The sequence below is a fragment of the Mannheimia massilioguelmaensis genome (assembly GCF_000940515.1).
Taxonomy (GTDB): Bacteria; Pseudomonadota; Gammaproteobacteria; order Enterobacterales; family Pasteurellaceae; genus Basfia; species Basfia bettyae.
The window spans coordinates 38699-53472 of sequence record NZ_CDQL01000007.1; the positions used below are offsets into that span (position 1 = coordinate 38699).

General features: G+C 36.2%; 14 protein-coding genes. 12 read left to right on the forward strand and 2 right to left on the reverse strand.

What is annotated here, in order from left to right; genetic code table 11:
- Nucleotides 1–6: 6 nt before the first annotated feature.
- Genes thrA through thrC form a run of 3 tightly spaced genes read left to right on the forward strand, consistent with a single transcriptional unit; the run spans nucleotide 7 to nucleotide 4747 of the window.
- On the forward strand, nucleotides 7–2457 hold the full coding sequence (gene thrA / locus BN1226_RS06820) for a bifunctional aspartate kinase/homoserine dehydrogenase I (protein ID WP_044470559.1): 2451 nt from the start codon (nucleotides 7–9) through the stop codon (nucleotides 2455–2457).
- Between the two features lie 11 nt (nucleotides 2458–2468).
- Nucleotides 2469–3416 carry a homoserine kinase gene (gene thrB, locus BN1226_RS06825; protein WP_044470560.1) on the forward strand — a complete coding sequence of 316 codons (948 nt, stop codon included), beginning with the start codon at nucleotides 2469–2471 and terminating at the stop codon, nucleotides 3414–3416.
- A 56-nt stretch (nucleotides 3417–3472) separates the two neighbouring features.
- Entirely contained in the window at nucleotides 3473–4747 is a 1275-nt protein-coding gene (gene thrC / locus BN1226_RS06830) for a threonine synthase (RefSeq protein WP_044470561.1), read from the forward strand.
- Between the two features lie 65 nt (nucleotides 4748–4812).
- On the opposite strand, the gene BN1226_RS06835 is transcribed toward thrC, so the two are convergent.
- Together BN1226_RS06835 and cysS are read right to left on the reverse strand one after the other, a co-directional pair.
- Complete coding sequence (locus BN1226_RS06835) at nucleotides 4813–5643, reverse strand: class II glutamine amidotransferase (protein WP_005761431.1); 831 nt, start codon at nucleotides 5641–5643, stop codon at nucleotides 4813–4815.
- Between the two features lie 187 nt (nucleotides 5644–5830).
- Nucleotides 5831–7210, reverse strand: a complete 1380-nt coding sequence (cysS, locus tag BN1226_RS06840; protein ID WP_044470562.1) for a cysteine--tRNA ligase — start codon at nucleotides 7208–7210, stop codon at nucleotides 5831–5833.
- Between the two features lie 152 nt (nucleotides 7211–7362).
- Between cysS and BN1226_RS06845 the strand changes: the two genes are divergently transcribed.
- The 9 genes from BN1226_RS06845 to apaH all read left to right on the forward strand — a co-directional run bounded on the left by BN1226_RS06845 (nucleotide 7363) and on the right by apaH (nucleotide 14732).
- On the forward strand, nucleotides 7363–7872 hold the full coding sequence (locus BN1226_RS06845) for a peptidylprolyl isomerase (protein ID WP_005761447.1): 510 nt from the start codon (nucleotides 7363–7365) through the stop codon (nucleotides 7870–7872).
- A 62-nt stretch (nucleotides 7873–7934) separates the two neighbouring features.
- Nucleotides 7935–8495 (forward strand): peptidylprolyl isomerase, encoded by a 561-nt coding sequence (locus BN1226_RS06850; RefSeq protein ID WP_420835357.1) that lies wholly within the window; start codon nucleotides 7935–7937, stop codon nucleotides 8493–8495.
- Between the two features lie 46 nt (nucleotides 8496–8541).
- The gene (locus BN1226_RS06855) at nucleotides 8542–9330 is read left to right on the forward strand and encodes a TatD family hydrolase (RefSeq protein WP_044470563.1); all 789 of its coding nucleotides are present in this window, start codon (nucleotides 8542–8544) and stop codon (nucleotides 9328–9330) included.
- Between the two features lie 113 nt (nucleotides 9331–9443).
- A complete protein-coding gene (purM, locus tag BN1226_RS06860) occupies nucleotides 9444–10481 on the forward strand; it encodes a phosphoribosylformylglycinamidine cyclo-ligase (protein WP_044470564.1) in 1038 nt (345 codons plus the stop codon).
- A gap of 76 nt (nucleotides 10482–10557) precedes the next feature.
- Nucleotides 10558–11196: a phosphoribosylglycinamide formyltransferase gene (gene purN / locus BN1226_RS06865; RefSeq protein ID WP_044470565.1), complete on the forward strand. Its 639-nt coding sequence runs from the start codon at nucleotides 10558–10560 to the stop codon at nucleotides 11194–11196.
- A gap of 90 nt (nucleotides 11197–11286) precedes the next feature.
- Nucleotides 11287–11826 (forward strand): bifunctional pyr operon transcriptional regulator/uracil phosphoribosyltransferase PyrR, encoded by a 540-nt coding sequence (gene pyrR, locus BN1226_RS06870; protein WP_005761559.1) that lies wholly within the window; start codon nucleotides 11287–11289, stop codon nucleotides 11824–11826.
- A gap of 76 nt (nucleotides 11827–11902) precedes the next feature.
- A complete protein-coding gene (locus BN1226_RS06875) occupies nucleotides 11903–12847 on the forward strand; it encodes a peptidylprolyl isomerase (protein ID WP_044470566.1) in 945 nt (314 codons plus the stop codon).
- Nucleotides 12848–12990: 143 nt separating this feature from the next.
- Nucleotides 12991–13857 carry a 16S rRNA (adenine(1518)-N(6)/adenine(1519)-N(6))-dimethyltransferase RsmA gene (gene rsmA / locus BN1226_RS06880; protein ID WP_044470567.1) on the forward strand — a complete coding sequence of 289 codons (867 nt, stop codon included), beginning with the start codon at nucleotides 12991–12993 and terminating at the stop codon, nucleotides 13855–13857.
- A 44-nt stretch (nucleotides 13858–13901) separates the two neighbouring features.
- Nucleotides 13902–14732, forward strand: a complete 831-nt coding sequence (gene apaH / locus BN1226_RS06885) for a bis(5'-nucleosyl)-tetraphosphatase (symmetrical) ApaH (RefSeq protein WP_044470568.1) — start codon at nucleotides 13902–13904, stop codon at nucleotides 14730–14732.
- The last annotated feature ends 42 nt before the right edge of the window (nucleotides 14733–14774 follow it).

The window sequence follows — 14774 nt, forward strand, 5'->3', positions numbered from 1 at the left end:
CTATCCATGCGCGTACTTAAATTTGGCGGAACCTCACTTGCTAACCCAGAATGTTTTCTACAAGCGGCGCAGTTAATTGAACAGGCCCATTTGGAGGAACAAGCCGCAGCAGTATTATCGGCACCTGCAAAAATTACTAATCATTTGGTTGCACTCTCTGAAAAAGCGAGTCTTAACCAGCCCACTGATACCAATTTCAATGAAGCTCGTGAAATTTTTTATAAGATTATTAATGGGTTGTATGAGAAAAATAACAATTTTGCTTTAGCCGCAACAAAAGCGATCATTGATAATGAATTTGATGAAATTGCAACTTTATTAGAATCAATTCGCCAATTAGGCAAAATAGATGATGCAATAAAAGCAACCATTGATTGTAGAGGTGAAAAACTCTCGATTGCTATTATGAAAGCTTGGTTTGAAGCTTGTGGTTATCAAGTGACACAAATTAATCCAGTTGAAAAATTATTAGCCTATGGCAGTTATCTAGAATCCTCAGTTGATATTGAAGAATCGACAAAGCGTATTGCTACAGAAGAGATTCCACAAAAGAATATTGTATTGATGGCAGGCTTTACCGCAGGTAATCAAAATGGTGAATTAGTGTTGTTAGGACGTAATGGTTCTGATTATTCAGCTGCATGTTTAGCCGCTTGTCTTGGGGCAAGTGTATGTGAAATTTGGACTGATGTTGATGGGGTATTTACTTGTGATCCTCGTTTAGTGCCAGATGCTCGCTTGTTGCCGAATCTTTCATATCGTGAAGCAATGGAGTTATCTTATTTTGGTGCCAAGGTGATCCATCCTAGAACAATTGGTCCTTTAGTACAAACAAACATTCCATGCTTAATTAAGAATACGGCTAATCCAAATGCACCAGGTTCTATTATTGATAGTCGTCAACCCGAATTGGGAGAATTACAAGTCAAAGGGATTACAAATCTTGATAATGTAGTTATGTTTAATGTTTCCGGTCCAGGTATGCAAGGGATGGTTGGCATGGCTGCTCGAGTTTTCTCAACAATGTCAAATGCTGGCGTTTCAGTGATTTTAATTACACAATCTTCTTCTGAATATAGTATTAGCTTCTGCGTGCCTGCTAAGTTAATTGATAAAGCAGAATCAGCATTAAATGTGGAATTTGCTCAAGAGCTTGCAGATAAACTATTAGAACCTGTTGAAGTAATTCAAGACTTATCAATTATTTCTGTGGTCGGTGATGGTATGAAACAAGCAAAAGGGATTGCAGCCCGCTTTTTTACTGCATTATCCCAAGCTAATATTAGTATTGTTGCTATTGCTCAAGGTTCATCAGAACGCTCTATTTCTGCAGTAGTTGCACAAAATAAAGCGATAGAAGCAGTAAAAGCAACTCATCAAGCGCTTTTTAATAATAAAAAGAGTGTAGATATGTTTTTAGTCGGTGTCGGTGGTGTTGGAGGAGAACTTATTGAACAAATTAAACATCAAAAAGAGTATTTAGCAAAGAAGGATATTGAAATTCGAGTTTGTGCATTAGCAAACTCCAATAAAATGTTACTTAATAAAGATGGATTATGTTTAGATAATTGGAAGGAAGATCTTGCCAATGCGACTCAGCCATCTGATTTCGATGTATTACTTTCATTTATTAAATTACATCATGTAGTGAATCCTGTATTTGTTGATTGTACTACCGCTGAATCTGTTTCTGGCTTATATGCGCGAGCGTTAAGCGAAGGATTTCATGTGGTTACCCCGAATAAAAAAGCGAATACTCGCGAAATTGCCTACTATAATTTAGTCCGTGAAAATGCACGTAAAAACCAACGTAAATTTTTATATGATACCAATGTTGGTGCAGGATTACCTGTTATCGAAAACTTACAAAACTTGCTTGCCGCAGGTGATGAAGTCGAATATTTTTCAGGTATTTTATCGGGTTCATTATCTTTTATTTTCGGTAAGTTAGAAGAAGGATTGTCCCTATCGGAAGTAACCACTTTAGCACGTGAAAAAGGTTTTACAGAACCCGATCCACGTGATGATTTATCAGGTCAAGATGTTGCCCGAAAGTTATTAATTCTTGCTCGGGAAATAGGTCTAGAGCTTGAGCTTGAAGATGTGGAAGTAGAGAGTGTTTTACCTAAAGGTTTTTCAGAGGGAAAAAGTGCGGCTGAATTTATGGAAATTTTACCAACACTTGATGCTGAATTTAAAAAACGCGTAGATAAAGCACAATCTGAAGGTAAAGCCTTACGCTATGTAGGACAAATTAAAGAGGGAAAATGCAAGGTCTCTATTGTTGAAGTAGATTCAGACGACCCATTATATAAGGTCAAAAATGGAGAGAATGCATTAGCATTTTATACTCGTTATTATCAACCTATCCCTTTATTATTACGTGGCTATGGGGCAGGTAATGCAGTAACCGCAGCAGGTATTTTTGCTGATATTTTGAGAACATTGAAACAATAATGGAGGACTCAATGTTAAGAATTTATGCACCTGCTTCAAGTGCAAATATGAGTGTCGGATTTGATAGCTTGGGCGCTGCTGTGTCTCCAATAGATGGTTCATTATTAGGCGATGTAGTTCAAATTGAATCTATCTCAAGTGGTTTTGAATTAGAAAGTGCGGGTTATTTTGTCAGAAAATTACCTAAAGAGCCGCAAAAGAATATTGTTTATCAGGCTTATGTGTTGTTTAGCGAGCGTTTTAAATTGCGTGGTGGTCAAACTAAAGCTTTACGTTTGACTTTAGAAAAAAATATGCCAATTGGCTCTGGCCTTGGTTCTAGTGCTTGTTCCATTGTAGCAGCATTAGTCGCATTAAATAAATTTCATCATGAGCCGTTTTCAAAAATGGAACTATTAGAAATGATGGGAGAGCTTGAAGGACGTATTTCTGGCTCAATCCACTATGATAATGTTGCACCTTGTTATTTAGGCGGTGTACAACTCATGGTTCAATCTTTAGGTAATATTTGTCAGACATTACCATTTTTTAATGAATGGTATTGGATATTAGCTTATCCAGGTATTGAAGTTTCAACAGCAGAAGCTCGAGCAATTTTACCTAAAAGTTATACGCGTCAGGATGTGATTGCTCATGGTCGTCATTTAGCTAGCTTTGTTCATGCTTGTCATACTCATCAGGATGTTTTAGCGGCTCTTATGATGAAAGATGTGATTGCCGAGCCTTACCGAGAGTCATTATTACCAAATTTTGCTGAAGTAAAACAAGCAGCACGTGATTTAGGTGCGTTAGCAACAGGCATTTCAGGCTCTGGACCGACAATTTTTTCAATTGCAGCAGATTTATCCACAGCAATGAAATTATCTACCTATTTAGAAAATAGCTATTTACAAAATAACGAAGGTTTTGTACATATTTGCAAAGTAGATAATCAAGGTGCGAGAGAGCTCAATTACTAATAGAAATCAGTTATTGGGCGAAGATATTATTATCAACACAACATAGAAAAGTTAATATGAATTTATACAACATAAAACATCCAGAACAACAGGTGAATTTTGCCCAGGCTGTCCGTCAAGGGTTGGGCAAAGATCAGGGATTATTTTTTCCAGAGATTATTCCTCAATTAGATAATATTGAGGAATTATTAGATTTACCATTAGTTGAGCGTAGCCAGAAAGTATTAGCGGCAATAATTGGTGATGAGATTCCTACACAAACCTTAAATAATGGGATTAAAAATGCCTTTACCTTTCCTGCTCCACTTGTCAAAGTGATGAACAATATTTATGCATTAGAATTATTCCATGGTCCAACATTGGCATTTAAAGACTTTGGCGGTCGCTTTATGGCTCAAGCATTGGCGGCTGTACGAGGTAATGAAAAAATCACTATTCTAACCGCAACTTCAGGTGATACTGGTGCGGCAGTGGCTCATGCATTTTATGGCTTAGAAAATATTAATGTAGTGATCCTTTATCCAAAAGGTAAAATTAGTCCATTACAAGAAAAGTTATTCTGTACTTTAGGGGGGAATATTCGTACAGTGGCTATTCATGGGGACTTTGACGATTGCCAAGCTTTAGTTAAACAGGCTTTTGATGATGCACAATTACGTCAAGCTATTGGTTTAAATTCAGCGAATTCAATTAATATTAGCCGTTTGTTAGCACAAGTTTGTTATTATTTTGAAGCAATAGCGCAATTACCAAAAGAAAAACGTAATAACGTGGTTGTGTCGGTGCCAAGTGGTAACTTTGGTAACTTAACTGCGGGGCTAATTGCAAAAACTTTAGGTTTACCAATCAAACGTTTTATTGCATCAACGAATGCTAATGATACGGTTCCTCGTTATTTACAATCGGGAAAATGGGAACCTAATGCGACTGTGGCAACATTATCAAATGCAATGGATGTTAGCCGTCCTAATAATTGGCCTCGTGTAGAAGAGCTATTTAAACGCAATGGTTGGAAATTAACTAATTTAGGCGCTTGTGCCTTTAATGACGAGCAGACAGAAGCTGCATTAAAAGCACAATTCTCAGCGGGTTATGTTTGCGAACCTCATGGAGCAATTGCATATCAAGCATTGATGGAACAGCTTCAACCTGATGAAGTGGGAATCTTTTTATGTACTGCACATCCCGCAAAATTTAAAGAAAGTGTAGAACGAATTCTTAATATTAGATTACCATTGCCTACCACTTTAGATAAACATAATCAATTACCTTTGTTATCTGAGGAAATGGATGCAGACTTTATCAAATTGCGTACATATTTATTAAAATAAGCCTGAGTAAATCATAAAAAAGTGCGGTACAAATTTTTGAAATTTTGACCGCACTTTTTTAATTTCTACGCTGCTATTTTAGCAATGCCCAATGTTCCATCATCTACCGCAACTTTAGGTTTACCTACAATTTCACGGACTTTCATTCCATCTTTGAACATCACTAAACCACCATGTTCCATTTTTGTCCAAATTTCATTTTTAGTCAGAGGAAAGGTGGTGACAATGGTAACTTTATCAGTGTCCTTGACATAATTTCTGAAATCAATCACGTTATTATCATCGATACGTTCTGCTTTACCAAATGGTGCTTGGCGAGTAATGTAATGTAAATTGGTGGAACAATGTGCAATCATCCATTCTCCATTAGAAAGAAGAAAATTAAAGGTGCCATATGCAGATAATTCCATCGCTAATTCTTTAATAGCCGTAAAAATTTCTTGTTCTGTTGGTTTTTTGCAAAAGCGTTGTTTTAATTGGGCTGCCATGTAACAAAAAGCAACTTCAGAATCAGTATTTCCAATCGGAGAACAATAGCAGTTGGATAAATCAGGCAATTGATTGAGATTACCATTGTGAGCAAATACCCAGTTTTCTCCCCATATTTCACGAATAAAAGGATGGGTATTTTCAATGTTAACGACACCTTGAGTTGCTTTTCGAATGTGAGCAATCACATTTAATGATTTTATATGATATTGTTTCACACAATCTGCGATCGGAGAGATTGAACCAGGTTTATCATCACGAAATACACGTACCCCTTTCCCTTCAAAAAATGCAATGCCAAAACCATCTGAATGACAATCTGTCATTCCTGCTCGGCGTCGAAAGCCTTCAAAAGAGAATACAATATCTGTTGGTGTATTGCAGTTCATTGCTAACATTTGACACATGGAGTTGTTGCCTTACCACTAAATTTAAAAAAGCCTTAATAATAGTGCAGATTTAACACCATTAATTGAAACAATTCAACTAGTAAAGCAATATATTTTTAGACGAAAATGTTACATAAAAAAACCATAAAGCATTAAGTATAAAAAAGGGAATGCCAAAACATTCCCTTAATCGTCATTTATGGGGTTACTGTTTACGCCAAGTGGTACCGTTGGCCCCATCTTCTAACACGATACCCATTGCAGTTAATTCATTACGAGCAGCATCAGCTTGAGCCCAGTCTTTAGCTGCACGAGCTTCATTACGTTGTTTAATTAGCTGTTCAATTTTTGCCACTTCATCATCTGCAGTATCACCTTGTAAGAAGGATTCAGGATCTTGCTCTAGTAGACCTAAAACACCTGCTAATTGTTTTAAGCGTGAACTAAGACGATTCGCTTCATTAATATTTTCAGTTTTTAACTTATTGATTTCTCTAGCTAAATCAAATAATACGGCCAATGCACCTGGAGTGTTGAAGTCATCATCCATTGCTTCTTTAAAAGCTTCTACATATTGATCGCTTTCAGGCATCTTCACATTGAAATCACAACCACGTAATGCCGTGTATAAACGTTCCAAGGCTTTACGTGCCAGCCCAATATTTTCTTCGCTATAATCTAATAGGCTACGATATTGTGCGGTTAAGAAGAAGTAACGTACACTTTCACTGTCATATTTGGTTAAAATATCGCGAATAGTGAAGAAATTATTTAAGGATTTTGACATTTTCTCTTCATTAATGGTTAGCATGCCCGTATGCAACCAATAATTTACATATTCGCCATCATGAGCACAGCAAGATTGAGCAATTTCATTTTCGTGATGAGGAAACATTAAGTCTGAACCACCACCGTGAATATCAAAATGATTACCTAATTCTTTGCTATTCATTGCCGAACATTCAATATGCCAACCTGGACGTCCTTTGCCCCAAGGAGATTCCCAACTTGGTTCATTCGGCTTAGACATTTTCCAAAGAACAAAGTCCATTGGATTTTTCTTTACGGATTTGATTTCAACACGAGCACCTGCTTGTAATTGTTCAAGATTTTGACGAGAAAGACGACCATAGTTTTGGTAACTTTCTACATCAAACATGACATCACCATCAGCGGCAACATAAGCATGACCTCGTTTAATTAAGGCTTCAACCATAGCGATAATTTCAGGCATATGTTTGGTCGCACGAGGTTCGACATCAGGGCGCAAGATATTTAATGCATCAAAATCTTTATGCATTTCAGCAATCATCCGATCCACTAATTGATCACAGGTTTCATTATTTTCTAACGCACGTTTGATAATTTTGTCGTCAACATCGGTGATATTGCGGATAAAGCGAAGATTATAGCCAAGAAAACGTAAATAACGAGCAATAACATCAAAAGACACAAAAGTGCGTCCATGACCAAAATGGCATAGATCGTAAACGGTCACACCACAAACATACATACCCACTTGATTTGGGTTAATAGGTTTAAATTCTTCTTTTTCTCTAGTTAGGGTATTAAAGATTTTTAACATGTTAAATTCTCAATTAGGGCGAGTTTGTACTTCTCGACAAAGGACGAGAGCAACGAAATTCTTATAATTTATACCGCACTTTATAGCACTAAACAGCATTTTATGGAATAATGCGAGTCAAATTCCCATTCATTTTTTATAAGGAAAACATAATGGTTACATTACATACCAATTTTGGTGATATTAAAATTGCATTAAATCACGAAAAAGCACCAGAAACAGCAGCTAATTTTGAGGCATATTGCAAAGAAGGTTTCTATAATAACACAATTTTCCATCGTGTTATTGATGGATTTATGATTCAAGGTGGTGGCATGGAACCTGGTATGCGTGAAAAAAATACTAAAGCACCCATTAAAAATGAAGCGAATAATCGTTTAAGTAATAAACGAGGTACTATTGCTATGGCACGTACTTCCGATCCGCATTCAGCAACTGCGCAATTTTTTATTAATGTGGCGGATAACACATTCTTAGATTTCCGTGCAAAGGAAATGTTTGGTCGTGAAGTTGTACAAGAATGGGGTTACGCTGTATTTGGTGAAGTGGTTGAAGGCATGGATGTTGTGGATAAAATCAAAGGTGTCAAAACAGGTAATGCTGGTTTTCATCAAGATGTACCAAAAGAAGACGTAATTATTACCAGTGTAACTGTAGATTAATTAATTGGGTGGGCGTTTTTCGCCCACTCTTTATATGTTTTGATGAATAAAATATGATGAAAATTTCTCAAATTTGTACCGCACTTTTTGCTTCAGCAACATTGTTAATATCAGTAAATGTTGATGCTAAAGATGTGATCTTACATACTAATCAAGGCGATATTAAAATTAGCTTAGATGAAAAAAATGCACCGATTTCTGCGAAAAATTTTTTAGATTATGCCCAATCGGGTTTTTATGAAAATACTATTTTCCACCGTGTAATTGATGGATTTATGATTCAAGGTGGTGGTTTTTCAGTGGGTATCGCTCAAAAAGAAACGCAAGCGCCAATTAAAAATGAAGCCAATAATGGGCTGAAAAATTTACGTGGTACTATTGCTATGGCTCGTACTTCTAATCCTGATTCAGCAACTGCACAGTTTTTTATTAATTTAAATGATAATGACTTTTTAAATTTTACTGAGCAAACTCAACAAGGTTGGGGATATGCGGTATTCGGTAAAGTGATTGCCGGCATGGACGTAGTCGATAAAATTGCTAAAGTGAAAACCACTAGTGTAGGTATGTATCGTGATGTACCTGTAGAAAATGTGGTGATTAAATCCGTGTCGGTTGAATAAATAACAAGCGGTTTAGACCGCTTTTTTACTATATAGAACTAAATTTATGTCTTTTTTCGATACTCATACTCATCTTGATTATTTGCAACGAAGTACAGGGGAATCCGTATCCTCATTAGTGGCTAATGCTTTATTAGCTGATGTACAAAAAATTTTAATTGTGGCAGTGAAGCAAGATGATTTCGAAAATATTCTAAACATGACCGCACTTTTCCCTAGTCAACTGTATTGTGGGTTAGGGTTACATCCATTGTATATTCAAGACCATCAATTAACGCATTTAGATAATTTAGAAAACTATTTGCGTCAATCCTCAACAAATTTGACGGCGATTGCTGAAATAGGCTTGGAGTCTAGCATTCCTGAACTATTAACTGACGAATGCTGGAAAAAACAATGTGAGTATCTAGAAGCACAATTATTACTCGCTAAACAATATCAGTTGCCTGTTAATCTACATAGCCGTAAATCTCATGATCAATTATTTACTTTTGTAAAACGTTTACAATTACCTAAAGCAGGCGTATTGCATGGGTTTTCTGGGAGCTATGAGCAAGCTAAAAAATTTGTTGAATTAGGCTATAAAATTGGTGTAGGTGGTGTGATTACTTACCAACGAGCTAATAAAACACGTCAAGTTATCAGTAAATTGCCTTTAGAGGCTTTAGTGTTAGAAACAGATACTCCAGATATGCCCGTATTTGGTTTTCAAGGGCAAGTGAATCGCCCTGAACGAGTCGCTGAGACTTTTAAATCTCTCTGTGAATTAAGAGCAGAATCCCCTGAATTTATTCAAGATGTGATTTGGAAAAATAGTTGTAAGATGTTTGCTTAAGATAAATTAAGTAAATTCATTAATTCTTTTTAAACAACTGTCGCAAACGATTACGTAAGCATGATACAATAGTTCCTAATTTATTTCTGGCTATTAAATTATAGGAAAAAACCGTGAGTAAACAATCATTAAGTTATAAAGACGCTGGTGTTGATATTAATGCAGGTAATGCATTAGTTGATCGAATTAAACCTTTGGTTAAACGCACAACACGTCCAGAGGTTATTGGCGGATTAGGAGGATTTGGTGCATTATGTGCATTACCCACTAAATATAAAGAGCCAGTATTAGTTTCTGGCACTGATGGAGTAGGAACAAAATTACGTCTAGCCATTGATTTGAATAAACATGATACTATTGGTATTGATTTAGTTGCAATGTGTGTCAATGACTTAGTGGTGCAAGGCGCTGAACCTTTATTTTTCTTAGACTATTATGCAACAGCAAAATTAGATGTTGATGTTGCAGCTCAAGTTGTTTCTGGTATTGCGGAAGGTTGCGTACAATCTGGTTGTGCATTAATCGGTGGAGAAACGGCTGAAATGCCAGGTATGTATCATTTAGGTGATTATGACCTAGGTGGTTTCTGTGTGGGCGTTGTAGAGCGTTCAAAAATCATTGATGGTACTAAAGTGAAAGCGGGTGATGCATTAATTGCGTTAGGATCAAGCGGTCCTCACTCAAATGGTTATTCTTTAGTGCGTAAAGTGATTGAAGTGTCAGGTGTAAACCCAGCGACTGCGGAATTGGCTGGTCGTCCATTATCAGAACAAGTATTAGCTCCAACGAAAATCTATGTAAAATCAGTATTAAAACTGATTGAAAATGCTGATGTACATGCTATTGCTCATTTAACTGGTGGTGGCTTTTGGGAAAATATTCCACGTGTCTTACCTGATAATGTAAAAGTTGTTATTGATGAAAGTAGCTGGGAATGGCAACCAGTATTCAAATGGTTACAAGAACAAGGTAATATTACTCGCCATGAAATGTATCGTACCTTCAACTGTGGTGTAGGCATGGTGATTGCACTACCACAAGCAGATGTAGAAAAAGCCTTGGCCTTATTGCGTGCTTCGGGAGAACAAGCTTGGGTAATTGGTCAAGTTGAATGTTTACAAGCTGGTGAGCAGCAAGTAATCATTAGATAATTATATTTTATGATAAGCCTAATCAAGATGATTAGGCTTTTTTCATTTTATTTTTATTATTATTTAGGAATAATCTATGAAGAAAATTGTTGTCTTGATTTCAGGGCAAGGAATGAATTTACAAGCCATTATTGATGCTTGTTCTACGGGGAAGATTGATGCTCAAGTGGTAGCTGTGATTAGTAATAAATCAGATGCTTATGGTTTAGTTAGAGCTAAAAAAGTGAAAATTCCTACCGCAGTTTTTAGCCGTAAAAGCTTTCAAAGTAATTTGGAGATGGATAATGCCATCGCTGAATATATTGAGAATCTAGGCGCAGATCTGATAGTTTTGGCGGGCTATATGAAAATTTTAACCGCAGAATTCACCCAACGTTTTGCTGGTAAAATTTTAAACATTCATCCTTCTTTATTGCCTAAATATCCAGGCCTAAATACTTATCAACAAGCGTTGCAAGCTGGAGATAAAGAACACGGAACCACAGTACATTTTGTTACTGAAGAACTTGATGGTGGTGCGGTTATTTTACAAGCTAAAGTGCCGATTTTCCCTGGCGATCAGATTATGGATATTGAACAACGTGTTAAAATTCAAGAGCTACAAATTTATCCTTTAGTGGTGAAATGGTTTATTGATGGACGTTTACAATTTATTTCAGGAAGAGCCTATTTAGATCAACAGCTTTTACCTCTCACTGGCTATGCTTCAGAATAATGTATAAATTTTCGTAAAGTGCGGTGCTTTTTTCTAAAATTTTGTTATAGTAGCTCGACTCGATTGAATTAATTAGGAGATGACAGTTTTATGGAAAAAATCATTGTGGATGAAAGTCAGTTTATGCGAACTATTTCTCGTATTTCTCATGAAATTATTGAAAAACACCAAGATTTGAATAATCTGGTGATTATTGGTATCAAACGTCGTGGTGCGGAAATTGCAGAACTAATTAAGCGTAAAATTAATGAATTAACAGGGCAAGATTTACCTGCTATGGATTTAGATATTACATTTTATCGCGATGATTTAGAATATGTTGAAGCTGAAAGCCAATCTCCGATTTATAGTGGTGCATCGGATTATATTAATATTCAAAATAAAAATGTGATTCTTATTGATGATGTTTTATTTACTGGGCGAACCATTCGTGCCGCATTAGATGCCTTAGTGGATTTTGGTCGTGCAGCAAAAATTGAGCTGGTTATTTTTGTTGATCGAGGCCATCGAGAATTACCAATTCGTGCAGATTATGTAGGTAAAAATGTGCCAACAAGTCGAGCTGAAAAAGTGCAAGTTCGTACGATGAAATATGATAACTGCTATGAAGTGGCTTTATTGCCTAAATGATAATATTGTAAGGAACTTTTTATTAAAAGTTTTTTCTAATAAAAGGTATTTTTATTAATTTAGATAACGGAATAATATGAAAATAAGTAATTTAAAATCTCTCTTATTGGCAATGGTAGGTTTTTGGACTCTATCAACCGCTCAAGCGGTTGAGCAAGTTGTAGCGACAGTAGATGGTAATCCTATTCTTGCTAGTCAAGTAGAACGTGCATTAGGTAAACGTGCAAATACTGAAGCGAATCGTCAACAGGCTTTAGATGGCATTATTGATGATATGTTAGTGCAAAAAGCGATTAAAGAATCAGGTGTAAAAATTACACCAGCACAAGTAGAAAAAGTGATTGAAGGTATCGCAGCACAAAATAAAATTACTTATGGTCAGTTATTAGATGCTTTAGATTATCAAGGGATTGGTATTAGTAAATTCCGTAGTCAAATTGCCAATCAAATGTTAATGGCTGAAGTGCGTAATCGTTCTATCGGTAAAAATATTGATATAAGTCGTGAACAAGTGGAAGCTTTAAGTAAACAAATGCTTGAGCAAGCTAAAGCACAAGGGCAAACGGCTACGGTAACGGGTACACAATACCAAGTTCGCCATATTTTATTAAAATTAAATCCATTATTAAATGACGCACAAGCTAAAGCTAAATTAAATCAAATTCGTGCGGATATTTTATCTGGAAAAACAACATTTGCGGTGGCGGCAAAAGAGTATTCAAAAGATTATCTTTCAGGTGCTAATGGTGGTGATTTAGGCTATGCTTTCCCTGATGTATATGATCAAACATTTGCACAAATCATTAAATCAACTAAACAAGGGACAATTTCTGCTCCATTTAAAACTCAGTTCGGTTGGCATATTTTAGAAGTCACTGATAATCGCCAAGGCGATATGACGGAGGCTGCATATCGTCAACGAGCTTATCAATCTCTGGTTAAAGATCAATTAAAAGATGAAGAAAAAGATTGGGTGAAAGGATTGCGTAAAGGTGCAGATATTCGTTACATTGGAAAATAATTTAGAAATCCCAGTTTTGACTGGGATTTTTATTATATAATACCCATTGAATGAACTCGATGGGTATTTTTTTGAGAGATGAACAGATTAACCTATTTGCATTATTCGAATAGGCATTTTTATGGGTAATAATTTAATTAAATATGAATTCAAAAAAACATTTAGGCCATACTGCTCGCAAACGTTTTGGACAAAATTTCTTACATGATGACAATGTGATTCAAGGGATTGTGGCTGCAATTTATCCACAAGAAGGACAGTTTTTAGTGGAAATTGGTCCTGGTTTAGGGGCGTTAACAGAGCCTGTTGCTGAACAATCTGAGCGTTTAACAGTGATTGAGCTTGACCGTGATTTAGCCGAACGCTTACGTCATCACCCATTTTTACATCAAAAATTGAATGTGATTGAAACTGATGCGATGCAATTCGATTTTGGTCAATTATATGCAGATGAAAAGCTAGCCGAAAAAGGCCAAAAATTACGTGTATTTGGTAACCTACCTTATAACATTTCAACGCCATTAATTTTCCACTTGTTGAAATTTTACGATAAAATTCAAGATATGCATTTTATGCTACAAAAAGAAGTGGTAAAACGTTTATGTGCTGCACCGAATAGCAAGGCTTACGGTCGCTTAACCATTATGACTCAATATTTTTGCCAAGTCATGCCTGTGCTTGAAGTGCCTCCAACGGCATTTAAACCTGCACCGAAAGTGGATTCAGCTGTGGTTCGTTTAATTCCACATGCAACTTTACCGCACCCTGTAAAGGACTTATATTGGTTAAATCGTGTTACAAGCCAAGCATTTAATCAACGTCGTAAGACCTTGCGTAATGCTTTATCCCAATTATTTACAGCAGAGCAACTTACTGAATTAAATATTGCGTTAACAGCTCGTGCGGAAAATTTATCTATTGCTGATTATGCTCGGTTAGCGAACTGGTTAGCGGATAATCCACCCGCTGATGTGAGCCGTGATGATATCATCACAAGTCACGAAGATTAATGAAAATGGCGACGCAGTTCGCCATTATTTTTAAAGGATAGAAGATGGCAACTTACATTATTGGTGATTTACATGGCTGTTTTGATGAATTGCAGCTATTGTTAGAAAAAGTGAAGTTTAGCCCAGAAAAAGATAAATTATATCTTACGGGTGATTTAATTGCTCGTGGTGATAAATCCTTGGAATGTATGCGTTTTGTAAAGTCTTTAGGCAAGTCTGCACAAACGGTATTAGGTAATCATGATTTGCATTTATTATCTTGTGCTTATGGCATTAAGAAAGTCAAAATTCGTGATAATTTGACCGCACTTTTTGATGCACCAGACTTTGCCGAATTAATTGATTGGCTACGTCATCAACCGTTATTAGTACATAATGCTGAGCATAATTTTATTTTAGCCCATGCGGGTATTTCTCCTGATTGGGATCTTGATACAGCAATAAATTGTGCTAAAGCAGTAGAGAATGAATTGCAACATGGGGATTATCGTTATTTATTAACGAATATGTATGATAGCCAACCTGATCGTTGGTCAACAGATTTACGGGGCTTAGATTATTTACGTTATAGCATTAATGCTTTAACACGAATGCGTTTTTGTTATCCAGATCACCGTCTTGATTTTGATTGCAAATCTTCACTGAAAGAGGCACCAGCAGAATTATTGCCTTGGTTTGAATTAAATAATCCTTTATATCATCAAACTAATATTATTTTTGGGCATTGGGCAAGCCTTGTGGATGAAATCACGCCAACACATATTTATGCTTTAGATACAGGCTGTGCTTGGGGAAATCGCATGACCTTATTACGTTGGGAAGATCAGCAATATTTTACTCAATCCGCATTGAAGAATTATAGTTTTAAAGGCTAATGTGAAAAAGTGCGGTAGAAATTTTTAAAATTCACACCGCAC

Excerpts from the sequence above, each read along its gene's own strand:
- BN1226_RS06835 (WP_005761431.1), bottom strand. The coding sequence starts at position 5,643 with ATGTGTCAAATGTTAGCAATGAACTGCAATACACCAACAGATATTGTA.
- thrB (WP_044470560.1), top strand. The coding sequence starts at position 2,469 with ATGTTAAGAATTTATGCACCTGCTTCAAGTGCAAATATGAGTGTCGGA.
- thrA (WP_044470559.1), top strand. The coding sequence starts at position 7 with ATGCGCGTACTTAAATTTGGCGGAACCTCACTTGCTAACCCAGAATGT.
- BN1226_RS06875 (WP_044470566.1), top strand. The coding sequence starts at position 11,903 with ATGAAAATAAGTAATTTAAAATCTCTCTTATTGGCAATGGTAGGTTTT.
- cysS (WP_044470562.1), bottom strand. The coding sequence starts at position 7,210 with ATGTTAAAAATCTTTAATACCCTAACTAGAGAAAAAGAAGAATTTAAA.
- purN (WP_044470565.1), top strand. The coding sequence starts at position 10,558 with ATGAAGAAAATTGTTGTCTTGATTTCAGGGCAAGGAATGAATTTACAA.
- BN1226_RS06855 (WP_044470563.1), top strand. The coding sequence starts at position 8,542 with ATGTCTTTTTTCGATACTCATACTCATCTTGATTATTTGCAACGAAGT.
- apaH (WP_044470568.1), top strand. The coding sequence starts at position 13,902 with ATGGCAACTTACATTATTGGTGATTTACATGGCTGTTTTGATGAATTG.
- rsmA (WP_044470567.1), top strand. The coding sequence starts at position 12,991 with ATGAATTCAAAAAAACATTTAGGCCATACTGCTCGCAAACGTTTTGGA.
- BN1226_RS06845 (WP_005761447.1), top strand. The coding sequence starts at position 7,363 with ATGGTTACATTACATACCAATTTTGGTGATATTAAAATTGCATTAAAT.
- thrC (WP_044470561.1), top strand. The coding sequence starts at position 3,473 with ATGAATTTATACAACATAAAACATCCAGAACAACAGGTGAATTTTGCC.
- pyrR (WP_005761559.1), top strand. The coding sequence starts at position 11,287 with ATGGAAAAAATCATTGTGGATGAAAGTCAGTTTATGCGAACTATTTCT.